Below are 15436 nucleotides of genomic sequence, written 5' to 3'. Positions count from 1 at the left end.
TTTATAGGGTGGAGGTGAAACCCGCAGAATGAAACAATTGGGAACCCATCTGGTCGTTGACGCTTGGCAGTCTCCTGGAGACCTTCTCAACGATCCTGAACGTATCCGCCGCGCTTTACTCGATGCGATTGTAGCCGGAGAAGCAACGCTAATTGATATGTGCGTACACCAGTTTAGTCCTCACGGAGTGACTGCTACGGTGACATTAGCAGAGTCCCACATCGCCATCCATACTTGGCCTGAGTACGGTTATTTTGCCGCAGATTTATTCTTCTGTGGGCGTGGCAATCCTCAACGTGCCATGAAGGTTTTACAAACGGCTCTGGAAGCTAAAGAGGTAAGGCTCAGCGAGTTTAAGCGCGGTTTCGATCCAGGGGTGGGCATCCTAGATTCTGCTTCTTCAGAGCAGTATGCGCCTTGTCTCGTAGAGACGAGTGCCGCCAGAGGATGAAGAGCCAGGTAGCGTAAGTCTAAAAATTTTATGCTAGGTTTCGTTTGAAAATCCCACAGCTCTAGCTGTGGGATTCTTGTTTTTTGTTTTTAGGTTTTTGTTTTTGGGTTTGTCTATCGCTTCATTAACAGGGGACGCACAACCCAATAACCAGCACCGAAAGCAGCGATAACAATCAGAAAAATGGCGGCTGCTAACCATACGCCACTGATATCAGAGCCTTTTTTGGGCTGGCTGCGAAGGCGATAGGGGCGTTCGGGTACTTCTGTGTATAACTTTTCAGAAATGAGTGGGGGTGTTGATTCTGATTCTGGGAAGGGGAAAGGGAGTTCTAGGGAGGAGAGAGCGGGGGCTGGCTCTGGAATTGAATTGCTAATGTTGTGTATAGGTGCAGGGTTAGGACGAGGAGGCTCTGGGTTAAAATTGACTCTGACAGGAGGCATCTGAGGCATCCCTATCTGGCTGACTGCTTGAGCGGAGTTGACGGCTTGTTGTAGCTGAAGAGCTGCGTGAACTACTGTTTCTACTTCTCGTCGAAGTTGTTGATTTTGCTGTACTAATTGCTGGTTATGAGTTTTGAGGGATTCCAGCATTGCTTGAGCTGCTTGCAACTCGGCGGCGACTTCGCGGTAGAGAGAAATGGGGACTGATGGAGAGTAAGTATTAGGAGCAGCAGGGCCGGACAGGGTAATATTTTGCATAGTGTAGATGGGTATGGAGGGAGAATGTTTTTAGTTTAGCCTCTGAATGCTGTCAAGTAGAAAAATTTGAGGTAAAGTAGTCAAGTTATTTGGTAAAGATATTTTGCATGGAAGCGATGATTAGTGACTAAAACCAAGGGTGGTGATGACAACGATAGCGATCGTCATGATAGATATGCGTTGTTTTTAGGTAAGTCTTGTTTAAGTGAGTTTAATCAAAGTTGAGAAATTGGCGGTCAATGACTATGAATACTTCCCCAATACAGCAGAATTTGTCAAGGGAGTCAAGCACCCAGGAAATGAAATATGGCGAGCGCGAGATTTTGGAGGGGGAGTTAATTACGTTCCCGAATCCGCGAGTGGGTCGGCGCTACGATATTAATATTACTTTGCCAGAGTTTACTTGCAAGTGTCCGTTTTCTGGCTATCCAGATTTTGCGACTATCTATGTTAGTTATGTACCCAATGAGCGGGTGGTGGAGTTGAAGGCGTTGAAGTTGTATATTAACAGTTACCGCGATCGCTACATTTCTCACGAGGAGTCTATCAATCAGATATTAGATGATTTTGTGGCGGCTTGTGAACCTTTGGAGGTGACAGTTAAGGGGGATTTCTTGCCGAGAGGGAATGTGCACACTGTGATTGAGGTGCGGCATCAGTTAGGGACTAGGGAAGAAGGGGCTAGGGGCTAGGGACTAGGGAAAGAAGGGAAAGAAGGTTCAGGGGGCGACAATCGCCCCCAAACCATTACAGTAATGATTTTAAGCAGAATCTTAAATATATGTTGCTAAAGTCTTGACATGAGCGGTTGCTGCTGAAACTGTTACTGGCAGGTTATAGCCACCTCCATGAGAAGAGAGTACTGGGCACCCATATCTTTTGGCAAAATCCAAAGCAATTTCAGTTAGTTTACAGAAGTCATCATTTGTCCAGCCTGTTGTACGTTCTCCACAATCATCTTTATGCGAATCATAACCCGAAAAAATAGCGACTAGATTAGGTCGCCACGGCACATTTTCTAAAGCTTGCTGAAAAGCATCAATACTTTCATCTCCAGAATAGAACTTCCCAGTTATACCCTCCTCTTGCAAAACTTCAACTGGAAAAGATTGAGTCATAACAGGAATGTTACAGTGTCCAACCGCAACAGCCGCATCTGTAGTTCCCGCTTTCAAATCTGAGGCTTTAGCCATATAGAGATCCACTGCACTATGAATACTAATGCAATAGACACTCTCATCATTGCTAAAAATTTCCTGAGTTCCGTCACCATGATGAATATCCCAATCAATAATCAGAACCTTTTCAAAGCCTTGAAGCTGAGCATATCGAGTCGCAGCAGCAAGAGGATTGAGGAGACAATAGCCATGCCCCCAGTTACTGTGAGCATGATGTCCAACCATACTAAAACAGTAAGCACGTTCTACGAGCCCTTTTTTCATTTGGTCAATCGCTTCCAGCATTCCTCCTAAACCATACAAATAACCTGGTAAACAGTATTCTAAACCTTGACACTCAATGCTTAATTCTGGTAAGGATAAGCTAATTTTGTCCAAAGGTTTATCAAGAGCTTTCAGGGCAAGTTTTCGGAGATATTCATGGGTGTGAACTCTGAGATAATCAGAAATTGTAGCTTTTCTCAATGGTAATACTGGATAATCTTGAAGAGATTTTTGAAGACTATAACGAACTTGGTTGTAGTAAGGAAAAGAGTATTTGCTAAAAGAAATTTCTTGAAGAGGTTTAGAAGTACAAAATGCTTGGGAGTGAAGGGAAGTGACAAGCCGCATTATTATCATCCTATACGCGATATTATAGCAACCGCTTTCTGCGGTTAGGGGCTAGGGGCTAGGGAAAGAAGGGAAAGAAGGGAAAGAAGGGAAAGAAGGGAAAGAAGGGAAAGAAGGGAAAGAAGGGAAGAGAGTCAATAGTTTGGGCTCTGAGTGAGTGTCTTAACCGTTGTGGCGGTTGCTATAACTAAATTTTTCTTCCTTCTTCCTTCTTCCTTCTTCCTTCTTCCTTCTACTTATTACCAAGGGCTTCCCACCATTGTGAACCCACTCCAGAAAAAGGGATGAGCCATATTTCTATTACTTAAACTGGCTAAATTTGGAGGGAGAGGAAAATCTTCTCCTGTTGTAATCAGCCGTCCATTGCGAAGTTGCACTTTGCCAGAAATCATTGCTAGCTGTGCCTCTCTTAAAGCTTCTGCTTTAATTTTGCTGTGCCTGAGTTCCTGATAAAATTCCATCATCAATCCCATTGTACCTTCATCAGATACATACCAAAGACTGGCAAGGGCTGATTTAGCTCCGGCTTTTACAGCTAATCCACCAAAACCTAACTCTGATTCCCTGTCCCCTAAAGCAGTTCGACAAGCTGAAAGCACTAGCAATTCTACTGGGGGAAGATCCCAGTTAAGAGTTGGGATTTGATTGATTTCCAATTTGCTGTTCCAAAGCTGAATGTAAGAGTTCTTTGGTTCGCCTGGATTAAAAGTAGCGTGAGTGGCTAGGTGAATGATTCCAAACTGGGTATTAAGGCGTTGCGATCGCAAATTTTCTAAGGTGAAGGCTTCGTTGAGGAAGGATTGACCCGGCCACAAATCAGAAACGATTGAGTGCAATTCAATGGGTACGCTGGGTAAGGGTTCTTTATCCTTAAATTCAGAGGCTCCCATTGCTAAGACTTTAGTACCATCAATAGATGCGTAATGGCTATTAGTTAAGGAAAAACTGGGAATCAAACTGAAGCTGTATTTTTCGATTAAGAATTGCTTGCCATCGTGCAAAGCTGCGATCGGCATACTCCTTAACCCTGGATCTAAAGAAAATAGCAGGGTTTCAATCCCCAAGGTTTTTAAGTCTTTTTCTAGGGGTGCAATTATCCACTGATAAAGTTGTTGGGCGCGGGATAAATAACTGGTACTGCTCCGTTGGCGAGGGTTGGTAATTTCCATTCGGAACTGTTCAACTATTGGTAAAAGAATTGCTTTTTTTGCTGCTGAGATGCTGTAGCGAATTGGGGAGGCTTGACCAGTAACTAAAATCAATTCTAATTGATCGTTTCTGGCTACTACATAGATAATAGCACAGGGCTTACCGGGAATCACAGCGATACGTTTTAAAGTTTCCTGCATTGTAGCGAGGGTCATTCTTTCGTGACCTGGTTCATTTTTGACTCCCAGGTAGCTGTCATATTCTTGATTTCTATACTGCTCAATATTAGCTACTGTTGTCTCAATATCACTTTCAAAGATTTGGTCAGAGGTAATCGATTTAATTACTTCTAGAGAAGTGGTGAGTGGGGTTTTTACTTGATTACTAATTGCGGTTGATGGCTGTTCGTGGCTGACTGTTGCTAGTTTTGCGCTTGTTTCTAGATCGCTACTGGCAGCGATCGCAGGGACGGTAGAAACTTGCTCTCTAGGAGGTACGCTGGGGGTTTCTACGAGGTTGATTTGTTGATTGGGTACGGGTTCTAATTTGGGGGTTGGAGGGCTGTCAAAGGTGATTTTTGCGGCTGTGGGTGTGGGTGTTACAGTCGGCGTGGGTGTCGGATTTGGGGAAACTTCGGTGGTTGTGGGAGCGGAAGTTGGTACGATCTGCTCTGTTACAGGTGCGATCGCAATCCGATCTGTGGTTTCTGTGGTTTCCACTGGGAGAGGATTGTCTGGCGTGGAAGTGAGTGTGCGATCGCTGGTTGTTTGTACCTGAGTTGTTGTCTGAATATTTGTCTGGGGTATTGTTTGTTCCGCCTTGTTTTCGGTTTCTGATGCTGGTTCTACCCGATCGGCAGTATCAGGTGTTTGTTGCGCCGGTGTATAGGTAAAGCTAGGCGCAGGCGTTGCCAGCGCTGTTGGCGGCGCTTGTGGGAGTGGGGGTTGTGCCTCAAGAATGGGGGTTTTAGTTGATTTCTGGGTTTGAGGTTCTGCGATCGCGACTGGCGGTGTTGGCGGTGTCTGCGGTGTGGGTGTTGCAGGGATGACAATTTCTACTGGTGGTATCTCTGCCACTGGGTTTTCCGGTTGTGCGATCGCGACTGGCGGTGTTGGCGGTGTCTGCGGTGTGGGTGTTGCAGGGATGACAATTTCTACGGGTGGTGTCTCTGCAACTGGGTTTTCTGGTTGCGCGATCGCGACTGGCTGTGTTGGTGGTGTCGGTGTTTCCGGTATGGTAATTTCTACTGGCGGTGTCTCTGCGACTGGGGTTTCCGGTTGTGCGATCGCGACTGGCGGTGTTGCAGGGGGTTGTGGCGTGGGTTCTGGCGTGGGTTCCGGTAGCGGTAGTGCATCATCAGTCTGAAGCGCAATATTGCCCAAAGAGAAAGAGCGCCTAAACGATTGGGAAGGCAAGATGGTAAAATCGCCATTAGTAATGGCCGCCGCAGTGCCATTGATCGTGCCGTTTCCTACCTCAAAAGTTTCAATGGGAGGCCCGCCATCTCCCCCTACGTGGCGAATGATAATTGAACCTCCAGCAATACCGCCGCCTGCGGAAATGCTAGCGGTTCCCGTTGGGGAAAAGGCAGTGGCAAAGGAACTTCTAGCGCGGAAAAATCCACCTGTTGATTCAATAAAAATGTTCCCCCCTGTACCGCTGGGGCCGCCTTGAGCATTAATAGACTCAACTTGTACGTCGCCGATGGGATCGAGGGTGACATTACCGCCATTGCCAAGGCTACCGCTAGAATCGATCGCACCTGTTGTGATGCTGATTTTGGCATCGACAAAGATTTCACCGCCAACTGTAGAGGCGGAGTTGAGGTTGCCAGTTGCGATCGCATCGTTTTGGCTTTTGAGGTAAAGATTGCCGCCGGCTGTGGTAATATTTCCTGCTGTCAGGTTGTTAGCAGTTGCCAGCTTTACGTCTCCGCCAGAGGTTTGGATATCTGCTACGCTAATTGTGCCAGTCCCGGATGTATGAGTTATGCTGGCAGCGGCGATCGCGTTTGTTGCTGTTAAGTTATTAGCGCTAAAAATAGTTAAATTGCCAATAGCGGCGATATCTCCCACATTACCAGTAAAGAGGATATCTCCATTGCCAGCAGTTAAGTTGAGGTCAGCGTTGCCGTTGATGCTATTGTTAAAGGAGATATTGCGATCGCTTGTACTCAGTGAAGCGTTACCTGTTAAAGTAATGGGGCCATTAAATAGAATAGTACCGCTTGTGGTGGTAATGCTACCTGCAAGATTAACTGGATTGGTACTATTTTGCTCGAAGTTACCTGTGAGGTTAATTGTTGCTGCGGCAGAGATATTGAGATTACCTCTAGAAATTACTAAGTTTCCTAATGGGATATTGCTACCTACAGCATCACTAAAGGTGATATTACCGACAGGTAAATTTATGGTCAGATCGCTATTACCATCTAACGTAGAATTGAAACTAATACCCTTTCCTTTAAGTATGGGATTATTAGCAATAGTGACTGCATCGCCATAAGTTTGAGTCGCTGTTGTCGTCACATTGCCATTGATTTCTGTTGTCCCACCTACATCTGTGGTTAAGTTTCTGACTTTTACTGTACTCCCAAAGCTTGTCGTACCGCTGCTATTTACTGTTAAATTTCCTAATGAGACATTACTACCTACGGCATCACGAAAGGTGACATTTCCTGTAGGTGAATTTATGGTGACATTGATATTGCTATCGCTATTAGCATCTAAGGTGGAATTGAAAGTAACGGCATTTCCTATCAAGATGGGATTATTGGTAATCGCGACTGCATCGCCATAATCCTGAGTCGCCGTTGTCGTCACATTGCCATTAATTTCTGTTGTCCCGCCTGCATCTGTCGTCAAGCTTGTGGCGTTAACAGTGTTGACAAAGCTTGTCGTCTCGCTGCTATTTACTGTTAAATTTCCTAACGGGATATTACCGCCTATGGCATCATTAAAGCTGACATTTCCTGTAGCTGAATTTACTGTAAGATCGCTATTGCCATCTAAGGTTGAATTGAAAGTAACGCCATTTCCCGTCAGGATGGGATGATTAGCAATGGTGACTGCATCGCCATAATTTTGAGTCTCTGTTGTCGTGATATTACCGTTGATTTCTGTTGTCCCGCCTGCATCTGTCGTCAAGCTTGTGGCGTTGACAGTGTTACCAAACCTTGTCGTCTCGCTACTGTTTACTGCTAAATTCCCTAACGCGATATTAGCGCCTATGGCATCATTAAAGGTGACATTTCCTATAGCTGAATTTACCGTCAAATCGCTATTGCCATCTAAGGTCGAATTGAAAGTAACGCCATTTCCCGTCAAGATGGGATTATTAGCAATCGCGACTGCATCACCATAATTTTGAGTTTCTGTTGTCGTGATATTGCCATTAATTTCTGTTGTTCCGCCTGTATCTGTAGTCAAGCTTGCGGCGTTGACAGTGTTAGCAAACCTTGTCGTATCGCTGCTATTTACTGTTAAATTGCCTAACGGGATATTACCGCCTATGGCATCATTAAAGCTGACATTCCCCGCGCTTGAATTTACTGTAAGATCGCTATTACCATCTAAGGTTGAATTGAAAGTAACGCCATTTCCCGTCAGGATGGGATGATTAGCGATCGCGACTGCATCGCCATAATTTTGAGTCTCTGTTGTGGTGATATTGCCATTAATTTCCGTTGTTCCGCCTGTATCTGTAGTCAAGCTTGCGGCGTTGACAGTGTTAGCAAACCTTGTCGTATCGCTGCTATTTACTGCTAAATTTCCTAACGGGATATTACCGCCTACGGCATCATTAAAGCTGACATTCCCCGCGCTTGAATTTACTGTAAGATCGCTATTGCCATCTAAAGTTGAATTGAAAGTAACGCCATTTCCCGTCAAAATGGGATTATTGGCAATCGCGACTGCATCGCCATAATTTTGAGTCTCGGTTGTAGTGATGTTACCGTTAATTTCTGTTGTCCCGCCTGCATCTGTCGTCGCACTTTCGGCATTTACTGTACTAACAAAGCTGGTAACGCCACTACTATTTACTGTTAAATTGCCTAGCGAGACATTGCTACCTACCGCATCGCTAAAGGTGACATTCCCAGTTCCAGCATTCAAGGTCAGATTTTGAGAACCGTCAACAGTATTTTGGAATAGAATCGGGCCGTTGTTAGCAGTAAGACTTATGGACTCGCTCACCGTTACAGCCTGAGCAAACGTAATGCTGCTAGCATTAGTAATATTGCCACCAATTGTGACATTTCCCGTGCCATTTTGTAGGAAATCTCCGACAACGCCGATCGTAGCAGCGGGAACGATCTTTAACTCGCCACTATTGGTAATAATAAAGTCTTCTGCACCAACCGTAATCGCGCTATTCAAATTAATATTCGCGCCTGTCAAAGTCAGGCCGCCGCTGTCGATCGCAGCATTGGAAGTGATATCATTGCTACCAGCGTTCAAGCTAGCATTTCCAGCAACTAGAATACTACCTGCTTGAGCGATCGCTCCGCTTGATGTTAGAGTCAAGTTGCCACCCAACACTACACCAGCGATGTCTGTTGCTGCTCCTTCAAGGATAGAAGCATTTTGACCAGTTAAAGTAATCGCACCAAAAGTATTGGTAGGATCGAGGAGAGTAATATCTCCGATTGCATTAAATGCTGTCGCGCCTGCAACGCCGATCGCTCCACTCTGAGTAATATTACCGCCAACGGTGACGTTTAAAGTACCTGGGATTGTCAAAGTGCCCAGATCGATAGAATTAAAATCATAGAGTCTAACGTTGTCGCCGCTAGTAACAATTATCGTGCTAAAGTCGTTACCAGCACTTTCTAGGGTAATGTCAGATCCGTTGGCATTGAGGGTGGTTGTAGCTGCGACTATAATATTACCGCTGCCAGTAATTACACCGTTAGCGGTAGCATTGAAAGTCCCAGAAATATTGGAATTGCCGATGTCAATGGCGTTAGCCTCGGTGAGGGTGACATTGTTGGCGCTGGTGACGGCGACGGTGCTAAAATTATTGCCAGGATTATCAAGGGTAATATCGTTTCCAGGCGCGTTGAGGGTGGTTGCGTCGGTGACATTCAGAGGCCCGGTTTGCGCGATCGCGCCAGTAGCGGATAAATTAAGTTGACCGCTAATTGTGGATGGGTTGATGGCGATCGCGCCGCTGTTGCTAAAAGCAGCATTACCCATTAAAGTTGTGGTTAGCTGGCTAATGTTAGTAGATAAGGGATTCGCGACTGTACCCACATCCCCGCTGACAGATAAGGACAGCAAACCCGTACCACCGATGGCGATATCAATCCCACTAGGCGCGCTGGTAACGCTACCGACATTCATGGTGAGAGTGCGATCGTTTGCTACGGTGAGGGTATTTGCAAAGGTAGTGGCCCCGCCGTTGAGTGTGAGGTTGAAACTGTTGCTAGTAAGATCGATGACTCCGCTAGCGCCGATGCTGATGGTTCCCGATGCGCCTGTTTCACCAATAGTAACAGAACTGAAACCGTTAAGCTGATTGAGTTCTGCTGCTGTCAAATCTAGGGCCGTTGTACTACCAGGGCCACCAATGGCGATCGCACTACCCGGAGTGAAAGGTGTAAGTAACAGCGTCCCTTTGCCTTGGACGGAAGTATCTGTAAAGTCAATTTCGTTGCTAGTTAGGGTAATATTACCAGTATTCGGTAAGCCGTTGCTGTTAATATTTGCAGCCGTAATTCCTGAAGGTGTGGTAATGGCGATCGCGCCACCGGCATTGTTAACAGATGTGCTATCTAAACTGCCAAAGCTAGCATTTCCACCTGTAGTATTAACGGTGATATTACCACCAATGCCACTAAAAGTAGAGTTAGACTGTACTCCGCCAGCGGTAATGTCTCCTGTAGCAGTAATCGCGATCGCGCCACCTTGATTATTAGCGCTAGCATTGAGATTACCACTGCCAATCGTTCCACTTGTGCTATTAAGAGTTATATTTCCGGCATTACTACTGCTGCTAGCAGATGTGACGTTACCACTGAGAATATTACCAGTTGCCGTAACCGCGATCGCGCCACCTTGATTATTAGCGCTAGCATTGAGATTACCACTGTCAATCGTTCCGCTGGTACTATTAAGAGTGATATTTCCTGCGTTACTACTGCTACTAGCAGATGTCAAGTTACCGCTGAGAATATTACCAGTTGCCGTAACCGCGATCGCGCCACCATAGCCAGAAGTTCCGCCGGCCCCATTAGCACTCGCATCTATATTATTAATAGTAATACTAGCATTGGGAGCAATCAGAGTCACATTGCCAGCATTGCCAGCACTATTAAGCGCAGAAGAATTAGTATTGAGATTGCCAGCTAAAATCTTGCCGCCAGCATCAATTGAGATTGTACCACCATTACCGCTATTACCAACATTATTAGCAGATGCAGTATTTAAATTGCCTGCGGCAATATTCCCTGGCGCAGAAAGCGCGATCGTACCGCTATTACCAGAAATTGAGGTGACATTCAAATCTGCGGTAGCATTTGTATTAATATCACCTGCCGTAGTGACTTGGATGGTGATATTTCCCCCATTCCCTCCCATAGCGCTGGAGTAAGAATAGAGACCGTTAGTAATAATATTACCGCTAGCAGTAGTCAGGGCGATCGCGCCGCCGTTACTAATGGCAGAATTAGTATTAATATTCCCAGCGCTAGTGTTAATATTGCCACTAATACTGGTGATTGTGACAGTACCGCCACTATTTGTAATGTTGCCTGTGGTAATATCTTGGGAACCTTGGAAGGTAATCGCCGCACCAGAACCCGTAAGATTACTGCCAGCAGCGGCGATCGTACCTCCCGGAGACTGCACCAGTAGTTCTCCGCTGAAACTTAGATTCCCGTTGATAATAACCGTGCCGTTAGTATTACTGCGACCGAAGGTAGTTTGGGTAGAAATAAATGGTACTGTCGTAGGCAGGCTGTTCGTAACTGATAGATTGTCGCCAGAAATAAAAGGTTCAAATATGATATTATTGCCAGCCAGAAAAGGCGTGCCTGTTGAGAACACAATCTGATTCCCTGCCAAGGTTAAGTTGCCAGCACCGGCATGAACCACATTTTCAATAACAATATCATTACCAGTTAAACTATTTCCAATTAGAGTGATATTTCCACCCCCAGAACCGAGGGTTTGATTAACTACTATACCTTCTCGATCGCTACTTGTACCAGCGATTGTAATATCGCCTCCGCCTGAATTAACAGAACCCAAGTTAATAATTTGTAAGCCTGCTTGATTAACACCAGTCCCATTCAGGATAATGTTTCCTCCTCCTGAATCAATGGGAGATTCTATACTAATTCCTTGGGAAAATTCGCTGCTTCCTGTAATTGAAATTACTCCGCCGGCTGAAACTATCGAGCCTTGATTTCTCACTCCTCGATCTGCACCGCCAACGCTGACACCATTGAGGTCGATCTTACCTCCCCCTGAATTTACAGAGCCGCTGAGAGTGATTTCAATACCTGCCTGACCAGGAACATTGGCTCTACCAATTGCCGTGATATTTCCCCCTAAAGTTGCGATTGAGCTATTAACTATAACTCGACCTGCATCGGCTGTAATATCTCCGTTATTGGCGTTGAGAACTAGGTTTAAAGGAAGGCTACCCCCTCCATAAATCGGTTGGTTAATATTAATATCGTTGTGAGCGTTAAGCGTCAGGGTTGACCCTAGTAGGGGACTGAATACCAGTGGCGCGTTTAAATTAATATCTCCCTGTTGTACTCCTCCGGCTCCAGTGGAGATGGTAACATCACCTAATAATAGTGCTGTTGTAATTAGGCCAACTGGCAATTCAGCGTTGGGGAGAAAGGATTCAAAGGGGGCAAGTAAGCCGAGACCAACAACAGGGAGAAGACCTGGAACGATATCGATATTGTAGGGGTCAATCAGCCATTCTCCGCCAATGCCGGCAGGCGATCCCACATCGGGGGCGCTGGTAATGGCTAGCGATCGCAATCCGCTAGTTTCAATAAACCCGCCGTTACCGCCACCTGTACCTCCCCGTGCCCTCAATGTGCCGCCAATATAGGCTGCTTCTTGACCAAAGACGATGATTTTACCGCCATTGCCGATCGCGATCGCGCTGGTGTCAATTACTGAGTCGTTGCTGACGAAGGTTTGCAAAGCGTTGGGAACGGGGCCTCGGCCCTGAATGTCGCCTCCCACGAGTACCGTACCGCCGCCATAGCTGCCGGCGGCGTTGATATTGCCACTGATGACTCCGACTCGCTGACCTAAAATATTGACGCTGCCACCTGTATTGCCGGATACATTAATCTTGCCAGAGGCGATCGCAGTTCCCGCCTCGCTGGGGAGGATGGTTCCAGAACCCGTTAATACAACTTGTCCCTGGGCGTTAACAATCAGTCCCGAAGCGTGGTTGCTACTGTCACCAGTTAGCAATTGCGGTAAAGACATGGGAGAAATCCCAGGGTCATTACCGTTATTTCCCAAGCTGGGAGTAATTTCTAAATTGAGAATGCGTCCCTGTTGGGAAATACGGACTAGGTTTTGTCCCGTAACGGCCGCGATCGTAATGTCACCCCCCGGCGCGGCCAATGTACCAGTATTGATGACGCTGCCACTAAGTAAGGTTAAATTTTCACCTGCACCAACTGTTAAGTTACCAGAGTTGATAATACTGCCGGGATTGAAACTATCAAACCTAAATTCCCTGGGAGTTCCGACTAAGCTAGCCCAATTATTATTACCAATAGCATTAAGCCAGTTATTATTACCAAAGCCGACTCCGCTAGCCGTAGTCGCCGTGAAAGAGGCAGGGACGTTTAAGCTGGCATTCGGCCCGAAAACAATCCCGGCGGGGTTGATTAAAAATAAGTTGGAACTGCCGCCTGTAATTTGGATTAAGCCGTTAATGTAGGAGGCATCGCCGCCGACGATGCGACCTAAGATGTTGCGAATTTCGGGGTGAGAAATAAAATTGGCAATTTGACCTGAATCTAGCCCAAATCTCTCAAAACTGTGGAAAAGATTGGCTCCATCTCGCGATCGCGACCCGCCGTCAATATCCAAACGATTTCCCTGCGGGGTAACGGTAGTACCGGTGCCGTCGGCCGCTGGCGCGATCTGCTGTGCAGATGCTTTATCGGCTGCGTAGGCGAAGCTAGACGCAGAGATCGTAGTTGTCATTGAAAACACAACTACGAAAGGACTTAATCGTCTGTTCATATCGGGTAGGCACGATTTAAGAGTTTTAATCTAGGGTTGTATTTTTGTTAAATTTGGGAATTATGGTTTGTTTTTAAATCATACATTTATTATTAGAGTAATGTCAATAGTTGTTTCAACTTAATTGTTTTAGGGATTTGAGTTTGAGTTTTCCGGGGTTGTTTTGATTTTTTTCTGAGATTTAGTCTTTAATTTTTGTGCTTATTAATTTGTTTTTTGCTTAACTGGTTAACCGTATTTTTGGCAATAAATCCAGCTTTAATAATATTTCAATCTCAAAGCTTAAAATAGTTGATAGACACAAATCACGTCTAGCCTAGTAAATCAGTATATGTCTGAAAGCTCAGAAATGTAAGGCTCATAGGCTTATGATTGTAACTAATTGCCCAATAAAGTTAAAAGCAATTTTAATATGATTTAAGAGGTGAATTCATCAAGTTTAAATATGTTAGCTTAAACACACTAATTTTTAACAATTTCATTGTCACGTCTTTAATTTGGGTTTTATAAGCCGATGTGACATTGATATGACATTTTCGCGATCTAGGAAGAAGAATTAATCCCTAATTTTTTTTGGCAAGATCGCTAATCTCTAGAAAAAAAGTTTGGCAATTTGCCCCTTGACAAATCAACTAAAGTATGGGTTAACCGCGCAATGGTAGATTTGGTGGAAAGAAGTGAAACCCAACACCAAAGTTTTGTTAACAGTTAAGTAAATCCACCTAATTAAACATAAGATCGGGATGGCTAAAAAGCTGACTGTATAAACATTCCATTGTGCCGTTTTCAACTTCAATACGCCTCCGCATTAAATCAACCCCTACTAACAATGCTGATAATACCTGTACTAATGGCTAGGAGTTTTCTCATACTTTTCGGTGAGTTGAGCTATAAGACTCAAAAACCCATGATACTATTGAGTTAAGCCATCAGTCGTACAGCGATCGCACCAATAAGTACCACAAGACCAAGCGCTCTCCGAAAATAATTAACGCCTTGAAATAATTCTTCCCATGCCCAAGTAAATAATGAGCCAAAAGCGATTAGGTCTAGCCCTGTATTAATTTTGCCTGTGGTTACAATTAGTTGCAGTAAAGTGGCTACACCCCATACAATAAGTGGTAGGTTTGGTGTCTGAGCTATAACAATTTGACCATTGCTATCGCGGAAGATTTTATCAAATATTGTATTTGTCGTTGTATTTGTCATTGTTTTTACTGTTTATTTATGTTTTCTACTTTAGTCCAATAACCACAACATTCTATCTACCTTTTTGTAGATTATCGCTGGTAGTTGCTGCTTTGTTAGGTATGATATAGATCTTGTCTTCTCTATATCTGGGGCATAATGGTCAAATTACCAGACCAAACTTTAACTACTATCTTTTACTTGCAGCGACGGTTAGTAGAACTGATTGATGAAGCCAAAGCTACTGAGTTTGCCATATTTGAACAGTTTGGGGAGAATGAGGCAACCCTACTAGAATTAGAGCAGATGCAAAGTAGCGTCGAGAGACTGAGAATGCCTTATTCGCGTCTGCATACCTTGGCGCTAGGGATAGCTGAATACCAGCCGAACGCTCCTGATGCTATGCTGAACTTATTGGCTCAAACCATTCAGCACGCTGAAGCATTAATCGGTGCTATCGAAGCCAGCATTTCTGAAACCAAACAAAACTGGAATCTGCCATGAATCAACCAGCCCAAATACCCGACCCCCAGATCAGAGCGCGAAGTGTTGCTAGGTGGCGCGAAGTTAACCAACAAATCGACTTACTCACTCTACAGCTTGATGAATTAATTGCGATGGTAGAAACTGGTCTGCGAGAGCAACGTCTGGCTAGGCTTCAGGGTAAAAGTAAAGCAGCAGAGACTATTACTATTAATAGGTAAGAAAGGGTGCAAGCGATCGCAACAGCCTTATTGTACAGAGTTTTTATTGGATAACAATTGTTTTAACAGGACTTAGACAAATTTGGAGCTAAAATCAGGCTCTATTCTGCTCTGGCAAAGCGATTTAGTTCGATAGGGTTTTAGAAGGCTCAAACCTAGTCACAGCAAGAAAAAGCATGAATTTACCTTAAACTCTTACTGTGACTGGATTTTACCC

General features: G+C 44.9%; 8 protein-coding genes. 4 read left to right on the top strand and 4 right to left on the bottom strand.

Annotated elements, in window-relative coordinates:
- The first annotated feature begins 28 nt into the window (after nucleotides 1–28).
- Nucleotides 29–451 (top strand): adenosylmethionine decarboxylase, encoded by a 423-nt coding sequence (speD, locus tag OSCIL6407_RS0115280; RefSeq protein WP_007356337.1) that lies wholly within the window; start codon nucleotides 29–31, stop codon nucleotides 449–451.
- A 113-nt stretch (nucleotides 452–564) separates the two neighbouring features.
- Here speD and OSCIL6407_RS0115275 read toward each other — a convergent pair whose 3' ends face one another.
- The gene (locus tag OSCIL6407_RS0115275) at nucleotides 565–1152 is read right to left on the bottom strand and encodes a hypothetical protein (protein ID WP_007356338.1); all 588 of its coding nucleotides are present in this window, start codon (nucleotides 1150–1152) and stop codon (nucleotides 565–567) included.
- Between the two features lie 245 nt (nucleotides 1153–1397).
- Between OSCIL6407_RS0115275 and queF the strand changes: the two genes are divergently transcribed.
- Nucleotides 1398–1844 (top strand): preQ(1) synthase, encoded by a 447-nt coding sequence (gene queF, locus OSCIL6407_RS0115270; RefSeq protein ID WP_026103755.1) that lies wholly within the window; start codon nucleotides 1398–1400, stop codon nucleotides 1842–1844.
- An 81-nt stretch (nucleotides 1845–1925) separates the two neighbouring features.
- On the opposite strand, the gene OSCIL6407_RS0115265 is transcribed toward queF, so the two are convergent.
- From OSCIL6407_RS0115265 to OSCIL6407_RS0115255, 3 genes are all read right to left on the bottom strand, one after another.
- Nucleotides 1926–2942 (bottom strand): histone deacetylase family protein, encoded by a 1017-nt coding sequence (locus tag OSCIL6407_RS0115265; protein WP_007356341.1) that lies wholly within the window; start codon nucleotides 2940–2942, stop codon nucleotides 1926–1928.
- A gap of 239 nt (nucleotides 2943–3181) precedes the next feature.
- Complete coding sequence (locus tag OSCIL6407_RS30775; RefSeq protein WP_040650201.1) at nucleotides 3182–13288, bottom strand: CHAT domain-containing protein; 10107 nt, start codon at nucleotides 13286–13288, stop codon at nucleotides 3182–3184.
- A 960-nt stretch (nucleotides 13289–14248) separates the two neighbouring features.
- Entirely contained in the window at nucleotides 14249–14536 is a 288-nt protein-coding gene (locus OSCIL6407_RS0115255) for a hypothetical protein (RefSeq protein WP_007355902.1), read from the bottom strand.
- 138 nt (nucleotides 14537–14674) lie between these two features.
- On the opposite strand from OSCIL6407_RS0115255, the gene OSCIL6407_RS0115250 reads away from it, so the two are divergent.
- A complete protein-coding gene (locus OSCIL6407_RS0115250) occupies nucleotides 14675–15019 on the top strand; it encodes a hypothetical protein (RefSeq protein ID WP_007355903.1) in 345 nt (114 codons plus the stop codon).
- The gene (locus tag OSCIL6407_RS0115245; protein ID WP_007355904.1) at nucleotides 15016–15219 is read left to right on the top strand and encodes a hypothetical protein; all 204 of its coding nucleotides are present in this window, start codon (nucleotides 15016–15018) and stop codon (nucleotides 15217–15219) included. Before OSCIL6407_RS0115250 ends, OSCIL6407_RS0115245 begins: the two co-directional genes overlap by 4 nt.
- Nucleotides 15220–15436 lie beyond the last annotated feature (217 nt).

The organism is Kamptonema formosum PCC 6407, assembly GCF_000332155.1.
In the GTDB taxonomy this organism is placed as follows: Bacteria; Cyanobacteriota; Cyanobacteriia; order Cyanobacteriales; family Microcoleaceae; genus Kamptonema; species Kamptonema formosum.
Note: the sequence above shows the minus strand (reverse complement) of the source record. Positions and strands in the feature narration are given on the sequence as shown.

Excerpts from the sequence above, each read along its gene's own strand:
- speD (WP_007356337.1), top strand. The coding sequence starts at position 29 with ATGAAACAATTGGGAACCCATCTGGTCGTTGACGCTTGGCAGTCTCCT.
- OSCIL6407_RS0115275 (WP_007356338.1), bottom strand. The coding sequence starts at position 1,152 with ATGCAAAATATTACCCTGTCCGGCCCTGCTGCTCCTAATACTTACTCT.
- queF (WP_026103755.1), top strand. The coding sequence starts at position 1,398 with ATGAATACTTCCCCAATACAGCAGAATTTGTCAAGGGAGTCAAGCACC.
- OSCIL6407_RS0115265 (WP_007356341.1), bottom strand. The coding sequence starts at position 2,942 with ATGCGGCTTGTCACTTCCCTTCACTCCCAAGCATTTTGTACTTCTAAA.
- OSCIL6407_RS30775 (WP_040650201.1), bottom strand. The coding sequence starts at position 13,288 with ATGACAACTACGATCTCTGCGTCTAGCTTCGCCTACGCAGCCGATAAA.
- OSCIL6407_RS0115255 (WP_007355902.1), bottom strand. The coding sequence starts at position 14,536 with ATGACAAATACAACGACAAATACAATATTTGATAAAATCTTCCGCGAT.
- OSCIL6407_RS0115250 (WP_007355903.1), top strand. The coding sequence starts at position 14,675 with ATGGTCAAATTACCAGACCAAACTTTAACTACTATCTTTTACTTGCAG.
- OSCIL6407_RS0115245 (WP_007355904.1), top strand. The coding sequence starts at position 15,016 with ATGAATCAACCAGCCCAAATACCCGACCCCCAGATCAGAGCGCGAAGT.